The sequence below is a fragment of the Desulfurellaceae bacterium genome (assembly GCA_021296095.1).
In the GTDB taxonomy this organism is placed as follows: domain Bacteria; phylum Desulfobacterota; class Binatia; order Bin18; family Bin18; genus JAAXHF01.
Genome location: JAGWBB010000074.1, coordinates 41,394 through 60,793, shown reverse-complemented (window position 1 = coordinate 60,793; position 19,400 = coordinate 41,394). Strand labels below are relative to the sequence as shown.

Genomic DNA, 19,400 nt, shown 5'->3' with positions numbered 1-19,400 from the left:
CCGCACGGCACCTGAAGGGCCGGCAGCCCGGTGAAGTTGAAGATCGGGGTGTAGACCGAGAAGGATTTCGACACAATGCTGGGCCCCGGCGAGCGGTCCTGAATGGTGTTGATCTGGAAACCCGAGGTCGGCAGCATGAGCACGTCCACCTCGGTTTCGAGCGCGCCGATCAAATCGTCCCGAACCTGAGCCCGAGCCTGGGCGCCCATCAGATACTGCGCCCCGCTGACCAGCAGTCCGTAGGCCACGAACAGCTTGGCGTGCGGGTTATACTTATCGCCCGCGTGGCGCACGTTGTTGACGTGAATCGTCGCGCAGTCGGCAAACAGGCCCGGCCACTCAATGGCCTGCATCTGGGTCAGGCTGATCGACGCCAGGTCAACGATCTGCGCGCCGAGGTCGGCAAACTTCTGGACCGCCGCGTTATACGGGCCGAGCAGCTTTGGATCGCAGTTGTCCTCGTACAGTGAGCGCAGCAGGCCGATGCGCATGCCTGTGACGTCCTGGCCGAGCTTGGCCGTGAAATCGGGCACCGGCACCTTGGCCGAGGCGGGATCGAGCGGATCGTGGCCGGCGCAGCCCTGGAGCATCAGCGCCGCGTCGGTCACGCTGCGGGCCAGCGGACCGGTGTGGTCCAGACTCCACGACAAGGGGTAGACGCCGGCCCGACTGACCCGCCCGTAGGTCGCCTTCAGCCCGACAATCCCACACGCCTGAGCCGGCCAGCGGATTGAGCCGCCGGTACACGAACCCATGCCGGCGTAGGCCAGGCCGGCCGCAGTCGAGGCTGCGGTGCCGCTGCTCGAACCACCCGCGTCGTGGGCCAGGCTCCACGGATTGCGGGTCGGCTTGAAATACGACTGGGTGGTGGGAAAGCCGTAGGCAAACTCATAGGTCGCGGTTTTACCGACCACAATCGCTCCGGCCTGTTTGAGTTTGGCGACCGAGGTGCAGTCCTGGTCGGCAACGTAGTCGGCCAGCGACTCCGAGCCGCAGGTCGTCGGTCCGCACTCGTAGATGTCCTTGATGCCGATGGGAATGCCGTGCAGGGGCCCCCGGTAGGTCCCCCGCCCGATGTCGGTCTCGGCCTGGCGCGCCTCGGCCAGGGCCTGATCGGCGAAGACCGTATTGAAGGCGTTGAGCTGCGGCTCGAGCCGGTCTATCCGCTCCAGCGTGGCCTGGACAACCTCAACCGGAGAAATGTCCTTGTTCTGAATCCGGTCCGACAGCTCGGCAATCGACACATACGCGAGGTCGTGGTCGGCGCTCATGCGGCACCTCCTTTCTTGTCACTCTTGTCGAGCGCGTGGCTCAGCAGGGGCTCGCTCTCGGGGAACTGCATGCCGTCGGCAATCGGCCGGGCGCGGAGCATGTCCTCGACCGTCCCGCGCCAGCGCAGCAGGTTTTCGTACGGCTCGACCAGCTGTTCAAGCTCGGCGTCGCTCAGCTCCAGGTCCCACTCGGCCAGCTTGGCGACGATGATGTCTTTGGTGTCCATTGCGCGTGTCCTCCTTTGTGCTGCGCGACGGCGGCCGTCAAGTCCGAAAGGCCGGCATGACATCCCGGGCAAAGGCCCGAATCGTCTCCCGGTCCTGCTCGACTTCAACCGAAAAGATGATGTGGGTCACCCCGGCGTCCACATAGTCCTCGATCTGTTCGTGGGCCTCGTCGGGGGCAAACATGCCGGTCACCAGAACCGACTTTTCTATCGTGTCCGGGTCGCGCCCGATGCGCTGACAGTGCCCGGCCAGCTTGGCGATCTTGTGCCGGAACAGCGCCGGTGGCCCAAAGCTGTTCCACATGTCGGCGTGGCGGGCGACAATGCCCAGGGCCACCCGCTCGCCCGAGGCGCCGACCAGGATCGGCGGGTGCGGCTTTTGGACCGGTTTGGGCAGGAACGGCGCGTCGTCCAGCTGATAGTAGCGTCCGGTATAACTCGTGGTGTTCTGGGTCCACAGCCGCTTGACGACGCTCAGGGACTCCTCAAGCCGGCCCAGGCGCTCGCCGATGCCGGGAAACGGGATGCCGAAGGCCGTGTGTTCACGCTCAAACCAGCCACCGCCCATGCCCAGGATCAGGCGCCCGTGGCTGATGATATCGACGGTCGTGGCGATCTTGGCCAGCACGGCCGGATTACGGTAGGTGTTGCCGCTGACCATGACGCCGAGCCGGATATGGCTGGTCGCCATGGCCAGGGCTGACAGGCTGGTCCAGCCCTCCATGCAGGGACCGGTCGGATCGGAAAAAATGGGCAGGAAATGGTCGAACACCCAGGCCGTATCAAAGCCGAGCTGCTCGACTTCCTGCCACACCGACAGCATATCGGACCAGCTGTTGCTGTTCTGCTGGGGAGTCTGAATGCCGAAGCGAACCGGATAGGACATGGCTCTCCTTTCTGGGGCTGGCCCGTAACGCGCCTTCAGGGAAAGGCGGCCAGCAGCTGCTGGTGATTGCGCACAATCTCGGCCCGGTCCAGGCCGAACGAGGGTGAGGTGAGGATCAGTTCATCGACCAGCCCGTCGTGCCGGGCCAGCTGCTCGCGGCATTCCTGCGGGGTCCCGGCAATAGCCACCTGATCCACCATCTCGTCGCTCACCCCGGCGATCATCCCGGCGCTGTCGCCGCGTTGGGCTGCCTCGCGGATACGCGTTGTGTCCCGACCGAAGGCGTGCAGGTCGAGCACCACGTCGTAGTACGGAATGCTGGCGTAAAAGGCCAGCTGGCCCTTGACCCGCTGTCTGGCCGCGTCGCCGTTGGGATCGACCGCGCAGATGACGGTCGTGACAACCTCCTGCTTGCGATCCGTCGAGCCGCGTCCGGCCTTGAGGTTGGGGTGGACGACTTCGCGCAGATACCGAGCGGTATGAAAAGAGGCCACGCACAAGCCGTCGGCCGTCGCCCCGGCGGCCCGCAGAAAGCGCGGCATGACCGCCCCGAAGTAGATCGGAACGCGCTCCCGATACGGCCGCCCGAAGCGCTCATAGTCGGTGATGTTGAGATAGGTGCCGGCGTAGCTGATGCGCCTCCCCGAGTGCGCCGACCACATCAGCCGCAACACCTCGGTATATTCCCGGATGTAGGCGGCCGGCGGGTGAAACGTGACATTGTGCCAGTTCTCGTTCCAGGCCTTTGGGCCGGGGCCGATGCCGAGAGTGAGGCGACCGTGGGACAGCTCGTCGAGTGACGCGGCCGCCTTTTCCATCAGGACCGGGCTGCGCGCCAGGGCCAGAGCGATGGCGGTGCCAAGGCGAATCCGGCTGGTTTGCAGCGCGATGGCGGTCAGGGGCACGAAGGCGTCCCGCCAGGCTTCCGGCACCCAGATCGAGGCAAAGCCCCGGGCCTCGGCTTGGCGGGCAAACTGGAGGGTTTCTTCGAGCGTGACCTGATCGCCGTTCAGACTCAGCCCGATTTGCATACCGTCCTCCTCTAGGAAGGCAGAGGGGTGAGAGACGTTCGGACCAGACAGGCGCCGGGCGGTGCTCGGTCAGGCCCGGACAGGGTGGGAGTGAGCGCCGAGTTGGCCCCGGCGCTCACCACCACGGACGGGGGGCCGCTCCCTTCCCCGATGGGAGGGAGGCGAAAGGTGCGTCTAGTGCGTTGGTAGCGGCGAAAAATGGCAGCTGACGATCTTCCACTGGCCGCCCTCTTTGGCAAACACCAGCGTCGTCCGGCCGTTCAGGTTCTGGGCCTGGCCGTCTTTTGTCACCCCGCTGAAGGTGTCGTAGCCGTTGGCGACGGCCAGGCTGTCGTTGAACACCCGGCACGACAGCTGACGTATGGCGGACGTACTCGACTCGATGCCGGCCATGGCACCCTGGAGAAACTCGACAAACTCCTGCTTGTTATCGAAGCGGTAGGGTACGTGGTCAATGACCTCAAGGTCGTCGGACAGCAGGTCCAGCGCAGCCTGGGGATCGTTTCTGCCAAAGGCGGCGAAAAATTCGTTGGTCAGGGCCTCGATTTCTGCACTCATGAGCGGTCCTCCTTAGAAAAGCGAAACGTGTAGAGAAGAGCTGGCGTCACGTTTCGCTTTTAGTGGCCAGGCAGCGGCGAGAAGTGGCAGCTGACGATCTTCCACTGACCGCCCTCTTTGGCAAACACCAGGCTGGTGCGGCCGTGTGTGCTCAGGGGTTTGCCGTTTTTGCCCATGCCCGAGAAGGTGTCGTACATGTTGGCCACCGCCCCGTTGTCATTGAACACCCGGCATGACAGCTGACGACAGCCAAAGGTGCCGGACTCAATGCCGGCCATGGCGCCCTGCAGGAACTCGACAAATTCCTGCTTGGTGTCGAACCGATAGGGCACGTGGTCAATGACCTCAAGGTCGTCGGACAGCATGGTCGCCGTTGCGGCCAAATCATTGCGGGCGAAGGTGTCAAAGAACTCTCTGGTCAGGGCTTCGATCTCTTGGGCACTCATACGTGGTCCTCCTTTGGAAGAATCAGGAATTAGGGTCAGTCTCAGCCTGCCTTTTACTAAAGGTCGGGGGGCGTGTGCAAGTGGACACACCCCGCCGATACACCTCGTTTGCCTTGCTGGACAAATGCCCACACGTGGTTTACACCAGAACGCCATGGAGCCCCGCAGCCGATTTATTGAGGCGGACGGCGTCAAACTCCACGTCGCCGACTGGGGCGGCGGTGGGCCGGAGGTTCTGCTGGTGCACGCCAACGGCTTTCTGGGCCGGGTCTACCGGGAGCTGATCCGGCATCTGGAAGACGCTTACCACGTATACACCCTTGACTTGCGCGGTCAGGGCGACAGCGACAAGCCGGCTCTACGAGACTCTCATTGGCAAGACATGGCCGGGGACCTTGCGGCGGTGATTGCCGCCCTGGGGCTCCAGGATTTCTATGGCGTAGGCCATTCAGGCGGGGCGGCCCTGCTGGCCGGCTATGCGGCCAGCCATGCCGGCCGGGTGAAGGGGCTGGCCCTGCTTGAGCCGGTGACCTTTCCGCACGGGAGCGGGTGGCCAACCGGTCCCTGGTCGAACAGACCCTGCGGCGGCGTGAGGTGTGGGACTCGCGCCGACAGCTGTTTGACGCCTACCGGACAAAAGCCGCCTTTGCCGGCTGGCAAGAAGCCGTCTTGTGGGATTACGTCAACCACGGCACGACCGACCTGCCGGACGGCACCATTCGGCTCAAGTGCCCGGTCACGGTCGAGGCCCACGTCTTTGCCAGGGCTCCTGTTGATGAGCCGGGTCGTGTGTCCGGCCGTGGTCATCCGCGGCGAGCAGACAGACCCGCCCCTGTTCGCGGTGGCGGAAAAAGCCGCCCGGCGCTTGCCTCAGGGCAGCCTGGTCACTGTTCCGGGCACCAGCCATTTCCTGCCCATGGAAAAGCCGGCCGAGGTCGCCCGTATCATCCGCCAGTCTTTCAGCCGAGGCTGATTTACCACAAGGCTGCCGAGGCTAAGCGCGCTCCCTCCCCAAGCGACCATTCCAGAGGAGATATCCCCCAGGGTGTGCAAGGTATAACTATCTTGCAGTCGGCGTGCCAGAGCGCTACATCTGACCCGACCGAGTAAGGAGAATGTGTATGGCAGACATGAACCGCCAGTGGCTGTTGGCCTCCCGCCCCCAGGGCATGGTCACCGAGTCGAATTTTCAGTATCACGAAGCGCCCGTGCCAGAACTCGAAGACGGCCAGTTCCTGGTCCGCAACTGTTATATCGCCTTTGAACCGGCTATGCGGGGCTGGATGGACGACCGGCCGAGTTATATTCCGCCGATCCAGATTGGTGAGGTCATGCGGGCCGTCGCCACCGGACAGGTGGTCGCCTCCAAACACCCCGACTATCAGCCCGGAGACTGCGTGCAGGGCGGATTCGGCTGGCAGGAGTACGCCGTCACTACCGGTAAAGGCGGCCTGATGCCGGCCTCGAAGATTCCGGCCAGCGCCTCGCTGACCGCACCCCTGGGCGTGCTGGGCATCACCGGCCTGACCGCCTATTTCGGGCTGCTCGATCTTGGCCAGCCCAAGGGCGGCGAGATGTGTGTCGTGTCCGGGGCGGCCGGCGCCACCGGCTCTATTGCCGGCCAGATCGCCAGAATCAAGGGCTGCCGTGTGGTCGGCATCGCCGGCGGACCGGACAAGTGCGCCTGGTTGACCGATGCGGCCCGTTTTGACGCGGCGATCGATTACAAGTCTGAAGATGTCGCCGCCCGGCTGCGGGAGCTGTGCCCGGACGGCATTCATATCTTTTTCGACAATGTCGGCGGCGAGATTCTGGACGCGGTGCTGGCTCAGATTGCGATGAAGGCGCGCATTGTGCTGTGCGGCGGCATTTCCCGCTACAACGACGCAGAACTCCAGCCCGGCCCCAAGAACTATTTCAACCTGATTCTCCAGCGGGCGCGCATGGAGGGCTTTATTCTGGTCGATTACTACCGGCGTTTTGCCGAGGGCGTGCAGGAGCTGAGCGGCTGGCTGGACAGCGGGCAGCTCGTCCATCAGGAGGATATTCAGGAAGGCTTTGCCAATGCCCCGCGCACCTTCCTGCGTCTGTTTGAGGGCAAGAATCTGGGCAAGCAGCTGCTGAAGATTGCCGATGTCCAGTAGGGGCAACCGGTCGGTCGCCCCTGGCCCGGTCCTCAGCCCGCAGCCCGCAACCCCAGGGACGAGCCGCCGGTCAGTTTGGTGAGCAACTGCGCAAAGACCGCATCGGCCCGACCGTGGACCTCCTCCGCGGTCAGGGGCTGAATGGGATGCTCAACCAGAATGACCTCAAAATCGGGCAGCCCCAGAGCCTTGGCCTGGGCGCGCGCCGCATTGCTGAACTCGGTAGTGGCAAAGACCGCCGCCGGAATGCCGGCTTTTTCAAAAAAGATTCCGTCGTGCACACTGCACGTTGTACACGAGCCTCAATCGGCCAGGGCTTCGATGATCAGATGGCACTTCTGGGCCAGCTCCTGGCGGGTGTCGGCTGGGGCGGGACGGGCAAAGGTCGGCTTCATGCGCCGGATGATCTCAGCCGGCTGGAACTGGGCCTCAAGCCGCTCGGCGAGCCGGTCGAGAAAGAAATTACCCTTGGCTTTGCTGATATCGAGCAAGCCAATCGTCTTGCCGCGCAGATCCGGGACGCGGGCGGCGAGCGAGGCGCTGGCCTGCACCGGGGCGGCGGTCGGGTTGTAGAGTTTGGCCATGGCTGATTCCTCCTGTGGGTCTATCAGTTGTCGTCAATCGGGACGGTGACAAGCTGGCTGCTGCCCGCGCCGCCCCCCCAGCCACACATATGGACCGAAAAGCGCCCGGCCGTGCCGCCGGCAACGGCGATAATGATATTGTCCGGGCTGGCGACTTTTGGAATGAGGCTGGCCGTGTTGGTGGCGTCGAGCCAGCCGGGCAGACGCTCGGGGTTGAGGCCCTCGCTGCCGTCCGGGCCGGGCAGCAGCTCGTGCAATGGTCGCCGGACATTCTCATACAGAAAGCGTTTGACGGCCCGCTTGTCCAGGCCGTCGGCGGCAATCGTCTCGGCGTGCTCGGGACCGATGACGACCAGATAATTGGCCGACAAATATGTCTTGTCACTCCAGCCGACGCTCATGCTGGCCCCAATCGTGCTCAGGATACCCCGGGCGGTCCGGCTGCCGTGGTTGCTGATGCACTGGGGCGCATCGCAGCAGTATACGCTGATGGTGCTCTGCTGCCGCCCGTAGCCGTGCTCAACGTGCAGCGGTTCCCACGGGCTCACCTCCTCATACTCGCCAATGCAATAGGTGTACTTGCCGGGGTGGCCCATGGCCGATTTGTCGATTTCTCCGGGCTGGGCGCCGCCGATATTGACCATGATGAGCCGCAGCGCCCGGCCGATCGTGGCGTTCGCCCGCCAGCCCGAGCCGAACACGCCGGTGGCGCAGTTGATGTCGAGCTGGTGGCGAATCGGGCCGTTGACAATAAACAGGGGCGTGGCGGTATGGGTCGTGCCCTGCACCCCGTGCAGGTTCGCCCGCTCATCACACATGGCCTGGACACCGGCGATCACCACCGGCAGATAGGCCGGTTTGCAGCCGGCCATGACGGCGTTGACGGCGATCTTCTCGACCGTGGCGTCGGCATAGTTGGGTGGCACCGCAGCAATCACCTCATCCGCAGGCCGTCGGGTAGCGGCCAGCATGGCCTGCACCCGCTGTTCGGTTGGCGGGACGACCGGCAGGCCGTCGGTCACGCCCTGCTCAAAGTAAAACTCGATCAGATCGGCCTGATCCTCAAGCTCGTATGCGTCTTGTGTCATGGACATGCCTCTTGTCGTCACAGGCAGCTGTCGCCCGCTTGCATGAGTGCCGGGAGCGAGACTCGAACTCGCACGCTGTCTCCAGCGGTGGATTTTTTGTCCACCTAACGAGCTGGGCTTTGTCATGGATCTCAATGTTCACGATCAAATGGTTCTCCTGCCCCTCATTGTGCATTTGGTTGCCGGATGACACTAGACTGGACCATCCAAGAGACGTTGACGACGGGCCGAGCCACCGGGCAACAGAATTTCCCAGTTTAAGGTCGTATTCTGCTGCGGAAGTCGGCAATCGCAGCGGCCGACCCATGCAGTTCGATGTGTCCTTGTGCGAGCCCAACCCGAATAACGACGCGCCACCCTGTGGCCAACTCATCCAGGAGAGAACGGGCAAGGTCTTGATCCGGAATCACAGCGACACGATTTATGCTGTTCCAGTATGCCGTTCTACTGACAGGGGAGTGTTTGTCAATGCGGATAGCCACAGGGATGCGGTTGTGGGGATGGGATTGCTCTCCTATGTTGAGTCGTATCTCAAGAGGACCCTCCTGGTCCGCAAGGATGATAATGGAGGTCATCGGGGAGTTCATCGTCTGCCCTGCACACACGAATGCTTGATGCTCTTCATCCGTCAGCATGTCTTCCCGAGTCCCCACAGCGCAGTTTAGGTAGGTTTTGTAATTCTTCAGGGTGAAACCCGAACCCTCCATATCCACCTGGGCAAGCACCCAGGTCCCCCCTGCTAGCCACATGCCCGGCGCCAGGACCAGTACGGGCCTATACCTGCTTCGCTCCTCCATTATGGCTCTCCTTACTCATAAAACGGCAACGGGATCGTCTCGCTAACCTCGTTCAGGTGACCCTTCCTGATGAAGGCAAAAATATCGCTGCGCTCAAAGAAGAATTGAGGTGTAGCAAAAATGTAGCAAAAACTCAGACCACTGAGCACCCAGGAGCTTGGCTGCACCTCTATTTTTGTTGCTGCAAGGACCACCCAGACCTCCCACCATCATACCCAGTGCAATGCCGTGGCGCTCCGCCCTACTTTGCCTCGTGTCCCGGTATCCACTCAGGATTGAGTGCTATAAGGCACTTCGCCCAATAATCTATGATATGGGCTTTAAAATTCCACAGGCCCCACTTTTCCCCGTTCTCGAGTTCAATAATCAAATCCGGCTGGATTGCGGACTTCTCCTGAAAGGCGATTTTTTCATCAGAGACGGTAAGCTGGAAGACTTCCGCTTCCCTTGTCGTTGGCTCCACGTTGTTGGTCTTTACTTCTTTTGGGTCTCTCGTCTTTCTGTCTCTCAATATGAAATGCTTCGAGGCGTTCGCGATCTCCGTGGCGGCGAGGAGAATTTTATCCTTATTCCATTTCTCACGGTATGACTGTTTGTCTGCATCCTCAACGATCTTTATGGATTCAAAAAAGTAATCCTTCATTGCATGCGCGGTTACACAAAAATTGTAGAAATGATCGGCCTGAGAGATTGCCTGCTCCACCCCGATTTCCTCATCCGCACGCCATGCGCGATGAGCCTCCCGTTCAAGCTTTCCAAAGAGGTCTTCCATCGACTTGAGAGTTGGAGTTAGCGCCACAGTCGAAACACTTTCCTTTCCTCATATCCTTCGTCCCAACACTATCTCAACCAGCACTCTGTAGCGTGCGCGATCCGAGCCTATCACCGTCCCGCCGGCTTGCGGCCCCGCCCACGCCACCCGGCCCAGCGTGCGATCCTCTTTGCCCACCGACTGGGGCGGACAATTTCGGCAAGGTCGAAAATGGTGGGATCATGTAAGTACCTAAAGATTGGTGCCGGGAGCGAGACTCGGTGGATTTTGAATCCACTGCGTCTGCCAATTCCGCCATCCCGGCCTGAGGAGATCGTGTTCTAGCGGAGGGGGAGGCTTGCTGTCAATACAAGCTCCTGAGTCCAACTTTCAGCCGGGCTGTCGGATTACGCCTCCGGCTAACCCGACCCACAGGGCTACCCTTCATTGTCCCCGATGATGATATCGCCGGGCCGCTCATGCTGTCGTTCCCCACTTCAGCCGGACCTTTAAGCTGTTCAGCGGCGTCCGCCAGGGTAGACGTCTTTCATGTTGAAGTCTCCCGACAATGATGCCCGGGGCTATGCCCTGTTCCTCGGCGAATTGACGAACAGCGCTCTCACTATACGCACCCGCGGCAGTGAACTGTTCCCAATGGGAGCGAGGCACAAGAAAGTCGGACGCCCAGGCATCGGCTTGTGCTTCGATGTCGGTACGTTCCTCCTTCCCATTCGTCCAGTCGATAAAAATGCCCTTCTTGCTATGCAGAAGGAGATGAGCAGCCTCGTGAAACAGGCTGAACCAGAGATGATCGCCTGTTTTATAGCGAGCGCTAAGCTCGATCACTGCCTTGCGAGGGGTGGGCCACCAGGCTGCACCGCTGAGAGCAGTCTTCGGGAGAGGTTTGACGAGCGCAAGCACGACGCCGGTGCCGTTGCAGAGCTGCCACGCCTTTTCTATGGCACTCGCCATCGGGACTCGTGTGAGTCCTCGAATTTCCTTTAACGCCTGTTTGAATCGAGCCGCGTTGTAATCGCCACCCTCCTGCTGTTCAGCCTCCAGCTCTCCGAGTCGCAGCCACGTTGCCAGCGCCGTTTTATCGCTCGCAAAACTCGGCGAGTGCCGATAGGCGACACTCATTCGTTCGTGCTTCACGCACCATGCGTTGATCGACCCGACCCCAAAGAAGGTCAGCAGTTTGGACACCGCGTCGGAATTAGAGGCGGGCTTTTCTATGACTCTGCGTTTTATCAGCTCCTTCAGAGGAAATGTCCGCGCCCACGAGCTCACTCCTTCTGTCTCTTCCGCCTCAGCCTCGCGTGCCCGGTGCAGCTGATAATCTTTTTCAATGCCGAGCCAGATGCCCGCATCGACGCCCAGGACTTTCTCGAATTGCAGCGCAGTCGCCGGCTCAAGCGGAGCCTTGCCTGCAATGATCTCGCTGATGAGCTTTGCGGAACGACCGCAGCGCCGGGCGAACTCGGCGTGGGAGATGCCGTGCGCCGCAAGGCGTTCCTCTAAGATTACGCCCGGTGGGACGGCGTAGTCGGGTCGGTACTGATTGGTCTCCGTGGCCATGGCCTTGCCCTCCCTCAGTGGTAGTCGATAACTTCGAGAATAGTGATTGCGGTCACCCGGTCCGTGTCGAGCCCACCGCCCGTCCGACGTGGGAGCGGTTTGTGGCGCGGTACAAAAATGAGCCGGTGGGGATGGACGAGATCAACGGCGTACTGCCCGCCTCGACCGCCCGTGAGCTGGTGTCGGCGTTCTGGCCGGGTTGCCGGTACCAGCGATAAGGTCTGGGCATTCTTGAGAACTGCAAGACGGTTCATGATTGTCCGTGCCATGCGGTCACCGTACGCTTGCCGGAGAGCGTCGCTGGAGCTGAACGTTCTGGCGAGCCTACGGCTCCGAAAGAAGATTTCCACACTGATATCTCATTTAAGTTACCTTATGGGTAACGATTTATCGGTATTTGTGTGAGAAGACAAGCCTGGCACCTCAGAGTTAGGCAGGAACGTTTTTGGGCCGGTTCCTGCTCGGTCTTCTCTCTTCGTTCGTCGTATTCTGCCGAGCCGTTGTCTCCGGCCGCAATTGACTCGGCTCCGCTCCGCACGTAGAAGAACCTCCATGCCGAGGAGTCTTGTGAATTGCAGCGACTGTCCGCACGGTCGGCGTGTCAGCCGTCGGACGCTGCTCAAGTCGCTGATCGGAGCGGCCGGAGCGGGCCTGGTGCTGGCCGACAGCGCGGCGACTGCCCCAAAGAAAAAGGACGATCCCAGAAGACTTCCGCCCCAAGCCGGGGACGAGCTGGTCTATCCCTTCTGGGAAAACGACGGCCGCCTGATTACCCTCGATGACATCCCGCTCGGCGGCCCGCCGGTCCTGGCCTATCCCAGAGACGCGGCCAGCCAGGTCGCCCGCGACCGGTCGCGCCTGAACCAGATTCTGCTGGTCCGTTTTGCCCAGCAAGAGCTGAGTCCGAAAACCCGGCAGGTCGCGGTGGAGGGCATTATCGCCTACTCCGGGGTGTGTACTCACACTGGCTGCAATATCTCCGAGTGGGACGCCGAACAACAACACTTTGTGTGTCCGTGTCACTCCTCGGCCTTTGATCCAAAAGACCGGGCGCGTATTCACGGCGGTCCGGCGCCCAAGCCGCTGCCGGTCCTGCCGCTGCAACTGGTCGGGGGTAGCCTGTCGGTCGCTGGGCCGTTCAGCGGAAGAGTCGGCGGCAAGAGAACGTGAGGCGGGCAGCTCCCCGCAGCCGCGTTGCGCGTCCGGTATGAAGGTGAAAGAATCCCGGGGAAAATCAGGCCAAGGAAATCTCAATGACCGCAAAAGCGCCCTACCGGCCGGTCGTGCCGGAATCCCTTGACGACATCAAGCTGCTGGATGTGGCCCTGCAGCACTGTCCGTATCACGCCTACCAGAAGCTGCGCGACGAGGCGCCGGTGTGGCGCGATCCGCTGACCGGCTTCTACGTCATTACCCGCTTCGAGGATTTGCACCAGGTCTTGCTCGACACCGAACACTTCGTCAGCAGCATGCGCGGCGGGCAGAGCGGCGGACGGAATCGGATCGACCCGCAACGCGCGAAGCGGATACTGAAGCTGTACGAGGACAGGGGCTGGGTGCCGGCCCAGACGCTGGCCGCCCGTGACGACCCCAACCACCGGCAGATGCGAGCCATCTTCAACGAGGCGTTTCGCCCCCGGAAGATCAACGAGATGGACCCTTTCGTCCGGGAAACCGCCGCCAGGCTGATCGATGCCTTCATCGACGACGGCCGTTGCGACTGGGTTAGGCAGTTCGCCGTCCCACTGCCCCTGATTATTATCGGCCGCCAAATGGGCGTTCCTGAAGCGGACATCTGGAAGATCAAAGCCTGGACCGACGCTTGGGTCCAACGTCTCGGTATGATGCAGACCGAAGCCGAGGAACACTGGTCGGTGGAGATGGAGATCGAGGCCCAGCACTACTTTCAGCCCATCTTCGAGCGGCTGCGCAAGGAGCCCGATGACACGCTGCTGTCCGAGCTGGTCAACCGTGTCATTCCCGAGTGGGGGCGGCCGCTTAACGATAATGAGCTGCACGCCGAAATGATGGCCGACACTTTTGTCGGAGGCGCCGAGACCTCGACCAACGCCATCGGCTTTGGCGTGAAGCTGCTCATCGACAACCCACCGGCCTGGCGGATGCTCAAGGCCGAGCCGGACACCTACCTGCGCACCTTTGTTGAGGAGGTGCTGCGTCTGGAAAGCCCGGTACAGGGACTGTTCCGGGTGGCCGCCGCAGACATCGAGCTGCACGGCGTCAGCATTCCCAAGGGAGCGCTGATCAACCTGCGCTACGCCGCCGGCAACCGCGACGAGCGGGAGTTTGCCTGCCCCGAGACGCTGGACCTGGAGCGCGACAAGCCCGGCCGGCATCTGGCTTTTGGCTCCGGCGTCCATCACTGCCTGGGTGCGCCGCTGGCCCGGCGCGAGCTGTACTGGTCGTTCAAGACGCTGCTGGAGCGGGTTGACGAGATGTGGTTTGCGCCGGGCAGGAACGACTTCGGCGTCGCCCCCAACTTCGCCCTGCGGGCGCTCAAGGAGCTGCACATCGAGTTCCGGCCGGTCGCCTGAGGGAGGCGGAGAACGCTGGTAGCACACAGCGAGGAAATCGGTATGCCCACACTCATTGTTCTCATCGTTATGCTGGTCCTGGGAGGACTGCCCGGCTTTGCCGCAGCCCAGGCGCTTGACACCTACAGCCCGATCACCGACGAGCGCCTGCTCAAGCCCGAGCCGGAAAACTGGCTGATGTACCGGGCGACCTATGACGGCTGGGGCTATAGCCCGCTGGATCAGATCACACCTCAGAATGTCAAGCGTCTGGTGCCGGTGTGGACCTTCTCGACCGGAGTCGATGAGGGTCATCAGGCCCCGCCGATTGTCAATGACGGGGTGATGTTCATTACGACACCGCAGAATCAGGTGCTGGCCCTGGACGCCAGAAAAGGCGACCTGCTGTGGCGCTACCGCCGTGAGTTGCCCGAGGATTTGTTCCAGCTGCACCCGACCAACCGGGGGGTCGGCCTGTATGGGGACAAGGTTTACCTGGCCACGGTTGACGCCTATCTGGTAGCGCTGGACGCCAAGACTGGCGCGGTAGTATGGGAGACCGAGGTCGAGAATTACCTGGCCGGTTATTACATGACCCTGGCCCCGCTGATTGTGAAGGGCAAGGTCATTGTCGGCATGTCCGGCGGCGAGATGGGGATTCGGGGCTTCATCCAGGCATTCGACGCCGAGACGGGCGAGTCGGTGTGGAAAACCCATACCATTCCGGGTCCCGGCCAGCCCGGGCACGACACCTGGGCCGGGGACAGCTGGAAGACCGGCGGGGTGTCGATATGGATCACTGGAAGTTATGACCCGGAGACGAATCTGACCTACTGGGGGACGGGCAACGGCGGGCCGTTCATGGGCAGCGCCCGTCCCGGCGATAATCTGTACGCCACCTCGGTCATCGCCCTCGACGCCGACAGCGGTGAACTCAAGGGCTATCACCAGTACCACTGGAACGGGTCCTGGGACTGGGACGAGGTGTCGGCCCCGCTGTTGCTCGACGTGCGCCGCGACGACCGGACCTTCAAGGGTCTGGTCCACGCCGGGCGCGACGGCTACCTGTGGCTGTTGGAGCGCAGCGCCGATACAATCGGCTTTGTCGATGCCCAGCCGTTTGTCCGCCAGAACGTCTTCACCCGGCTCGATCCCCAGACCGGCCGGCCCGAGTACGACCCGGACAAGATCCCCGATATCGGCAAGCGGGCCGAGTTCTGCCCCTCGGTGTGGGGTGGCAAGGACTGGCCGCCGTCGGCCTATAATCCCAAGACCGGCTATGTCTACATCCCGGCCAACGAAAATCTGTGCGGCGCCATGCAGGGCGAGCCGGCCACCTACCGGCCGGGCGATCTGTTTGTCGGGCTGAAAATCTCGGATATCGAGATCATCCTGCACGAGGACGCAAAAGAGCATATCGGCGAGCTGCAAGCCTGGGACATGAACACCGGCAAACAGGTCTGGACGACGACCTTTCGGTCCCACAACTGGGGCCCGGTGCTGACCACCGGCGGGGGTCTGGTGTTCTCGGGCGGCACCAACGACCGCTACTTCCGTGCCTTTGACGCCACAAGCGGCGAGGTGCTGTGGCAGCAGCGGACTAACTCGGGGGTGACCGGCGTGCCCAGCAGCTACGCGATTGACGGCGTGCAGTATATTGCTGTGCAGTCCGGCTGGGGTGTGGATGCCCAGCGCAAACAGGAACTGCTCGACAAAGCCTTTGGCCGCACCGTCCATGTGCCCCAGGGTGGCGTGTTGTGGGTCTTTGCCCTGGCCGACGAGTGAGGTCGGTCAGGCTGCTCCCGCCCTCGGCTGGGGCAGGATATTGCCATATCGGTGGGTCGTCTCAGACACCGTCTGCTCGCGAACATAGTGGCGCAGTTCGAGGCGGCCGTTGGCCAGCACCGGCTCGTCGACAATCGGGACGTGAGCGGCGTTGGCCGCCTCCTGGACCGGCCGGGAGACGGGGGCCAGGACGCGCAGCCGGTCTGCCCCGGACCGGGCCAGGCGCTGACACAGACGCGCCTTCGAGCCCGAGGGCCGTCAGCGGGACGAGGCTGGGAGCCTGTGGCGCAACACTGATCGTGACCTGTCCCTGACAGATAGTGGCCGCGAGCAGAACCTGTCCGATGGTGCGCCATGGGTCGTTCTTTTCGATGCGGAACACAATCTGTGTGAGCGGTCGGTAGCGAAAGGTGTTGCGCTCTCCCGGGACCCGGCTCGGGTCGTGCGCCTGGGCGAAGTGGGCGCGCCAGGCGTAGGTATAGCTGCCGGCGCTGGCCCGCAACACGGCGGTCTCGGGCTCGGTCAACAAGCCGTGGGTCTGGCCCAGGGCGATCAGGTCGTCCAGCACAGCGGCCAGCGCGGGGGGAGGTTCGAGCTGTCGGCGCGGCAGCCGGGCTTGGCTCCAGCGGCCCAAGCTCAGCACATAGTTCGGCCCGCCCGCCTTGGCACCGCCCCCGAAGCTCGACTTTTTCCAGCCGCCAAAAGGCTGGCGGCGGACAATCGCGCCTGTGGTTGAGCGGTTGATATAGGCGTTGCCGACCTCGATTCGCTCCTGCCAGCGGGCGGTTTCGCGGTCGTCCAGACTGTGGATGCCACTGGTCAGGCCGAACTCGGAGGTATTGACGATTGATATGGCGTGGTCCAGGTTGTCGGCCCGCGTCAGCCCCAGCACCGGTCCGAAACACTCGGTGGTGTGAAAGAAGGAACCGGGTTGAACGCCCAGCTTGATGCCGGGCGACCACAGCTGGGGAGTGACGGGCTTGGGCTCCAGGAGCCACGATTCCCCGTCGTCCAGGCGTGTCAGGGCTCGCCACAGCTCGGGGCTCGGTTCCCGAATCAGGGGAGTGACCCTGCTCGCTAGGTCCCAGACCGGGCCAACCTGGAGGCTGGCTGCGGCATCCCGAAGCTGGCGCAAAAAGCTCGGATCGTCGTACACCTCGGCCTCCAGGACTGCCAGGCTGACGGCCGAGCATTTCTGGCCGGCGTGGCCGAAGGCGGAGTGAACCAGCTCCTTGATCGCCTGATCCTTATCGGCCAGGGCGGTGACGATCAGGCTGTTTTTGCCGCTGGTCTCCGCCAGGAGCCTGATGTCCGGTTTCCACGCCTGGAACAGACGGCCGGTCGTATACGCTCCGGTCAGGATAACCGCCTGGACCCGGGCGTCGCTGACCAGAGCCGTGCCGACCGCGTCGTCACGGGTCGGCAGGAACTGTAGAACGGTTTTCGGAATGCCCGCCTCCCACAGCCTGTGACACAGCTGCCAGCCGACCAGGACGGCTTCCGGGGCGGGCTTCAGGATGACCGTATTGCCCGCCATCAGGGCGGCCAGGACGCCACCGCAGGGAATTGCCAGCGGAAAATTCCAGGGCGGTACGACCAGGACGGTGCCTAGCGGGGCGTAGGCACAGTCGTTCAGCTGGGTCTCCAGACTGTCGAGACACCGGGCGTAGTAGTTGGCAAAATCGACCGCCTCGGAGACCTCGGCGTCAGCCTCGGCGGCGGTTTTTCCACCGTCCAGCATGACCGCCCCGATCAACTCCCCACGATCCCGAGCCAAGGCCTCGGCACATTGACCCAACAGCTTCTTGCGTTCTGAAATCGGGCGGGCTGCCCAGTCCGCTTGGGCCCGTCGGGCGGTATCCAGAGCCCGGTCAATATGATCATGGCGGGCCTGGGCGTAGTGGTAGGCGACGGCGTACGGGCGGGACGGGTCCCGGCCCTGCCCTGGATACGCCTCGCCAATGAACGCGCCGCTGATCTGGAGCGGAATCGGTTCGGGTGTCCGACGGCTCCAGCGGACGACAATATCCGCGACCCAGCGCTGGTTGTGAGGCAGCGACCAATCGGTGTCCGGCGTATTCACAAAGGCGGCGTCGAGGGGCAGGGGCCGGACCGCAGCCGTCCGGTCCTGGGTCCGGCGCGGTCCGGACGGGATACTCGCCTGGGCGCGGACGGCGTCCATAAAGGCTGCCTTTTGCCTGTTCCAGGCGGGACTGTCCGGTTCGAGCCCAAACACGTCGTGCAGAAAGTTGTGGGGCGTGGTGTTTTCGTCCAGCCGGCGCACCAGGTAGGCGATGGCGCTGTGGAAATCCTGCTGTTTGACGACCGGGGCGTAGAGCAGGAGCCCGCCGGCGTGCTGCTGGACTGCCCGGGCCTGATGGTTGGCCATGCCTTCCAGCATCTCGAACTCGACCTCGTCCGCAACACCGTAGTAGTCTCGCAGCAGCAGGCCGTAGGCAATGTCAAACAAATTATGACTGGCAATGCCGAGCCGCACCGCCCGGGCGTGGGCCGGGCGACAGCCGTAGTGCAGCATCCGTTTATAGTTGGCGTCAACCTCGAGCTTGGTGGGATAGGGCGCCTGCTCCCAGCCGCGCTGGCCGGCCTCAATGCGCTCCATGGCCAGATTGGCGCCCTTGACAATACGCAGCTTGATCGGCGCTCCTCCTCGCTCGATCCGCTGCCGAGCCCAGCGGGTCAGCTCCTGCTGGAGCGGATACGAGTCGGGCAGATAGGCTTGGAGGACGATACCCGCCCGATAGTGTAGAAACTCTTCTTCGCTCAGCACCCGCCGAAAGGCTTCCAGCGTCAGGTGCAGGTCGCGGTATTCCTCCATGTCCAGGTTGATAAATTTGGCGACCCGTTGCCCACTCGGAGTGAGATAGCTACGAGCCATCGCCGCCCGATACAAGACACGCAAACGGTGTGTGATGGCGTCCAGGGTCTGCTCGAAAGCGACGAGGTTGATCTGGCTGACGATGGACGAAATCTTGACCGAGATATACTCAACATCATCACGCTCTAACAGAGAGAGATAGGTATGGAGACGGTGGTTGGCTTCGCGCTCGCCCAGGATGGCCTCTCCCAGCTGGTTGAGGTTGAGCCGGGTGCCGGTCCGGTAGCGCTCATCCAGATAGGCCCGCAGCTCCTGTTCCTCGGCCGGAAGAATTACCCCGTGTGTTTCGTTGCGCAGCTTGGCCGCCACCCGGGGCACGACCAGCTGGGGCATGTAGGTGGCCATCAGACCGGCCAGAAAGAGGCCGGCCTGTTCCCACACGGCGAAGTAGTGTGGCACCCCATACTGCTCGATCAGGTGTCTGAGCTGGTCGGCAATTCGGGCCGGAGCGCGGCTGCGGAAGGCTTGGTCGGCCAGCGCCAGAGTCAGGGCTTTGCCCGGTGGGTCTTCCATCATGCGGGCAATTTTGCTACTGTGGGCGAGTTCCTGGTCGTTCTGCTGCTGTTTGGCATTGGCCAAAAGGCGGGCGGCCAGAGCAACCGCCCGCTCAGCAAGTTGGTCGAGCGAGGCGTCTGTAGTCGCGGACCCTGGATACTGAAATGCCGCCATACCGGATCTCCCGCGCGCGCCGTATGTCTCCCATGCTACGAGACTTGTCCCGGCGAATCAATTCGGGTGACATCCCGCCCCCGTCCTGCATCGCTTCCGAAGACTGATACGGGCTACCCCTGTCTCTTTCCTCCAGTTTTGCCGATTTGCGCATACTC

The 19,400-nt window shown here is 62.6% G+C and carries 18 protein-coding genes and 1 tRNA gene; 5 read left to right on the top strand and 14 right to left on the bottom strand.

The window, feature by feature from the left end:
- The 6 genes from J4F42_16795 to J4F42_16770 all read right to left on the bottom strand — a co-directional run.
- The coding region (locus J4F42_16795; GenBank protein MCE2487175.1) for an amidase at positions 1-1,271 on the bottom strand (1,271 nt) is incomplete at its 3' end.
- Positions 1,268-1,498 carry a hypothetical protein gene (locus J4F42_16790; GenBank protein ID MCE2487174.1) on the bottom strand — a complete coding sequence of 77 codons (231 nt, stop codon included), beginning with the start codon at positions 1,496-1,498 and terminating at the stop codon, positions 1,268-1,270. The genes J4F42_16790 and J4F42_16795, both read right to left, overlap by 4 nt.
- 37 nt (positions 1,499-1,535) lie before the next feature.
- Positions 1,536-2,384, bottom strand: coding sequence for an LLM class F420-dependent oxidoreductase (locus J4F42_16785; GenBank protein ID MCE2487173.1), 849 nt, complete (start codon positions 2,382-2,384; stop codon positions 1,536-1,538).
- Between the two features lie 35 nt (positions 2,385-2,419).
- On the bottom strand, positions 2,420-3,415 hold the full coding sequence (locus J4F42_16780; protein MCE2487172.1) for an LLM class flavin-dependent oxidoreductase: 996 nt from the start codon (positions 3,413-3,415) through the stop codon (positions 2,420-2,422).
- Positions 3,416-3,589: 174 nt separating this feature from the next.
- On the bottom strand, positions 3,590-3,973 hold the full coding sequence (locus J4F42_16775) for a nuclear transport factor 2 family protein (protein MCE2487171.1): 384 nt from the start codon (positions 3,971-3,973) through the stop codon (positions 3,590-3,592).
- Positions 3,974-4,032: 59 nt separating this feature from the next.
- Positions 4,033-4,419, bottom strand: coding sequence for a nuclear transport factor 2 family protein (locus J4F42_16770; GenBank protein ID MCE2487170.1), 387 nt, complete (start codon positions 4,417-4,419; stop codon positions 4,033-4,035).
- A 154-nt stretch (positions 4,420-4,573) separates the two neighbouring features.
- Here J4F42_16770 and J4F42_16765 point away from each other — a divergent pair, with 154 nt between their 5' ends.
- Together J4F42_16765 and J4F42_16760 are read left to right on the top strand one after the other, a co-directional pair.
- Positions 4,574-5,392 carry an alpha/beta hydrolase gene (locus J4F42_16765; protein MCE2487169.1) on the top strand — a complete coding sequence of 273 codons (819 nt, stop codon included), beginning with the start codon at positions 4,574-4,576 and terminating at the stop codon, positions 5,390-5,392.
- Between the two features lie 148 nt (positions 5,393-5,540).
- On the top strand, positions 5,541-6,563 hold the full coding sequence (locus J4F42_16760; protein MCE2487168.1) for an NADP-dependent oxidoreductase: 1,023 nt from the start codon (positions 5,541-5,543) through the stop codon (positions 6,561-6,563).
- 32 nt (positions 6,564-6,595) lie between these two features.
- Here J4F42_16760 and J4F42_16755 read toward each other — a convergent pair whose 3' ends face one another.
- From J4F42_16755 to J4F42_16725, 7 genes are all read right to left on the bottom strand, one after another.
- Positions 6,596-6,844 carry a hypothetical protein gene (locus tag J4F42_16755; GenBank protein MCE2487167.1) on the bottom strand — a complete coding sequence of 83 codons (249 nt, stop codon included), beginning with the start codon at positions 6,842-6,844 and terminating at the stop codon, positions 6,596-6,598.
- 21 nt (positions 6,845-6,865) lie between these two features.
- On the bottom strand, positions 6,866-7,147 hold the full coding sequence (locus tag J4F42_16750) for a hypothetical protein (GenBank protein MCE2487166.1): 282 nt from the start codon (positions 7,145-7,147) through the stop codon (positions 6,866-6,868).
- Between the two features lie 23 nt (positions 7,148-7,170).
- A complete protein-coding gene (locus tag J4F42_16745) occupies positions 7,171-8,235 on the bottom strand; it encodes a hypothetical protein (protein ID MCE2487165.1) in 1,065 nt (354 codons plus the stop codon).
- A gap of 1,038 nt (positions 8,236-9,273) precedes the next feature.
- Entirely contained in the window at positions 9,274-9,831 is a 558-nt protein-coding gene (locus J4F42_16740; protein MCE2487164.1) for a hypothetical protein, read from the bottom strand.
- A 212-nt stretch (positions 9,832-10,043) separates the two neighbouring features.
- A tRNA-Leu gene (locus J4F42_16735) sits at positions 10,044-10,108 on the bottom strand.
- 152 nt (positions 10,109-10,260) lie between these two features.
- Positions 10,261-11,361 carry a HigA family addiction module antidote protein gene (locus tag J4F42_16730; GenBank protein ID MCE2487163.1) on the bottom strand — a complete coding sequence of 367 codons (1,101 nt, stop codon included), beginning with the start codon at positions 11,359-11,361 and terminating at the stop codon, positions 10,261-10,263.
- 14 nt (positions 11,362-11,375) lie between these two features.
- Positions 11,376-11,630, bottom strand: a complete 255-nt coding sequence (locus J4F42_16725; protein ID MCE2487162.1) for a hypothetical protein — start codon at positions 11,628-11,630, stop codon at positions 11,376-11,378.
- A gap of 283 nt (positions 11,631-11,913) precedes the next feature.
- Between J4F42_16725 and J4F42_16720 the strand changes: the two genes are divergently transcribed.
- The 3 genes from J4F42_16720 to J4F42_16710 all read left to right on the top strand — a co-directional run bounded on the left by J4F42_16720 (position 11,914) and on the right by J4F42_16710 (position 15,677).
- Entirely contained in the window at positions 11,914-12,531 is a 618-nt protein-coding gene (locus J4F42_16720) for a ubiquinol-cytochrome c reductase iron-sulfur subunit (GenBank protein ID MCE2487161.1), read from the top strand.
- Between the two features lie 83 nt (positions 12,532-12,614).
- The gene (locus J4F42_16715; protein MCE2487160.1) at positions 12,615-13,913 is read left to right on the top strand and encodes a cytochrome P450; all 1,299 of its coding nucleotides are present in this window, start codon (positions 12,615-12,617) and stop codon (positions 13,911-13,913) included.
- 42 nt (positions 13,914-13,955) lie between these two features.
- The gene (locus J4F42_16710; protein ID MCE2487159.1) at positions 13,956-15,677 is read left to right on the top strand and encodes a methanol/ethanol family PQQ-dependent dehydrogenase; all 1,722 of its coding nucleotides are present in this window, start codon (positions 13,956-13,958) and stop codon (positions 15,675-15,677) included.
- A 61-nt stretch (positions 15,678-15,738) separates the two neighbouring features.
- Here J4F42_16710 and J4F42_16705 read toward each other — a convergent pair whose 3' ends face one another.
- Positions 15,739-19,242 carry a bifunctional proline dehydrogenase/L-glutamate gamma-semialdehyde dehydrogenase gene (locus tag J4F42_16705; GenBank protein MCE2487158.1) on the bottom strand — a complete coding sequence of 1,168 codons (3,504 nt, stop codon included), beginning with the start codon at positions 19,240-19,242 and terminating at the stop codon, positions 15,739-15,741.
- Positions 19,243-19,400: the final 158 nt, after the last annotated feature.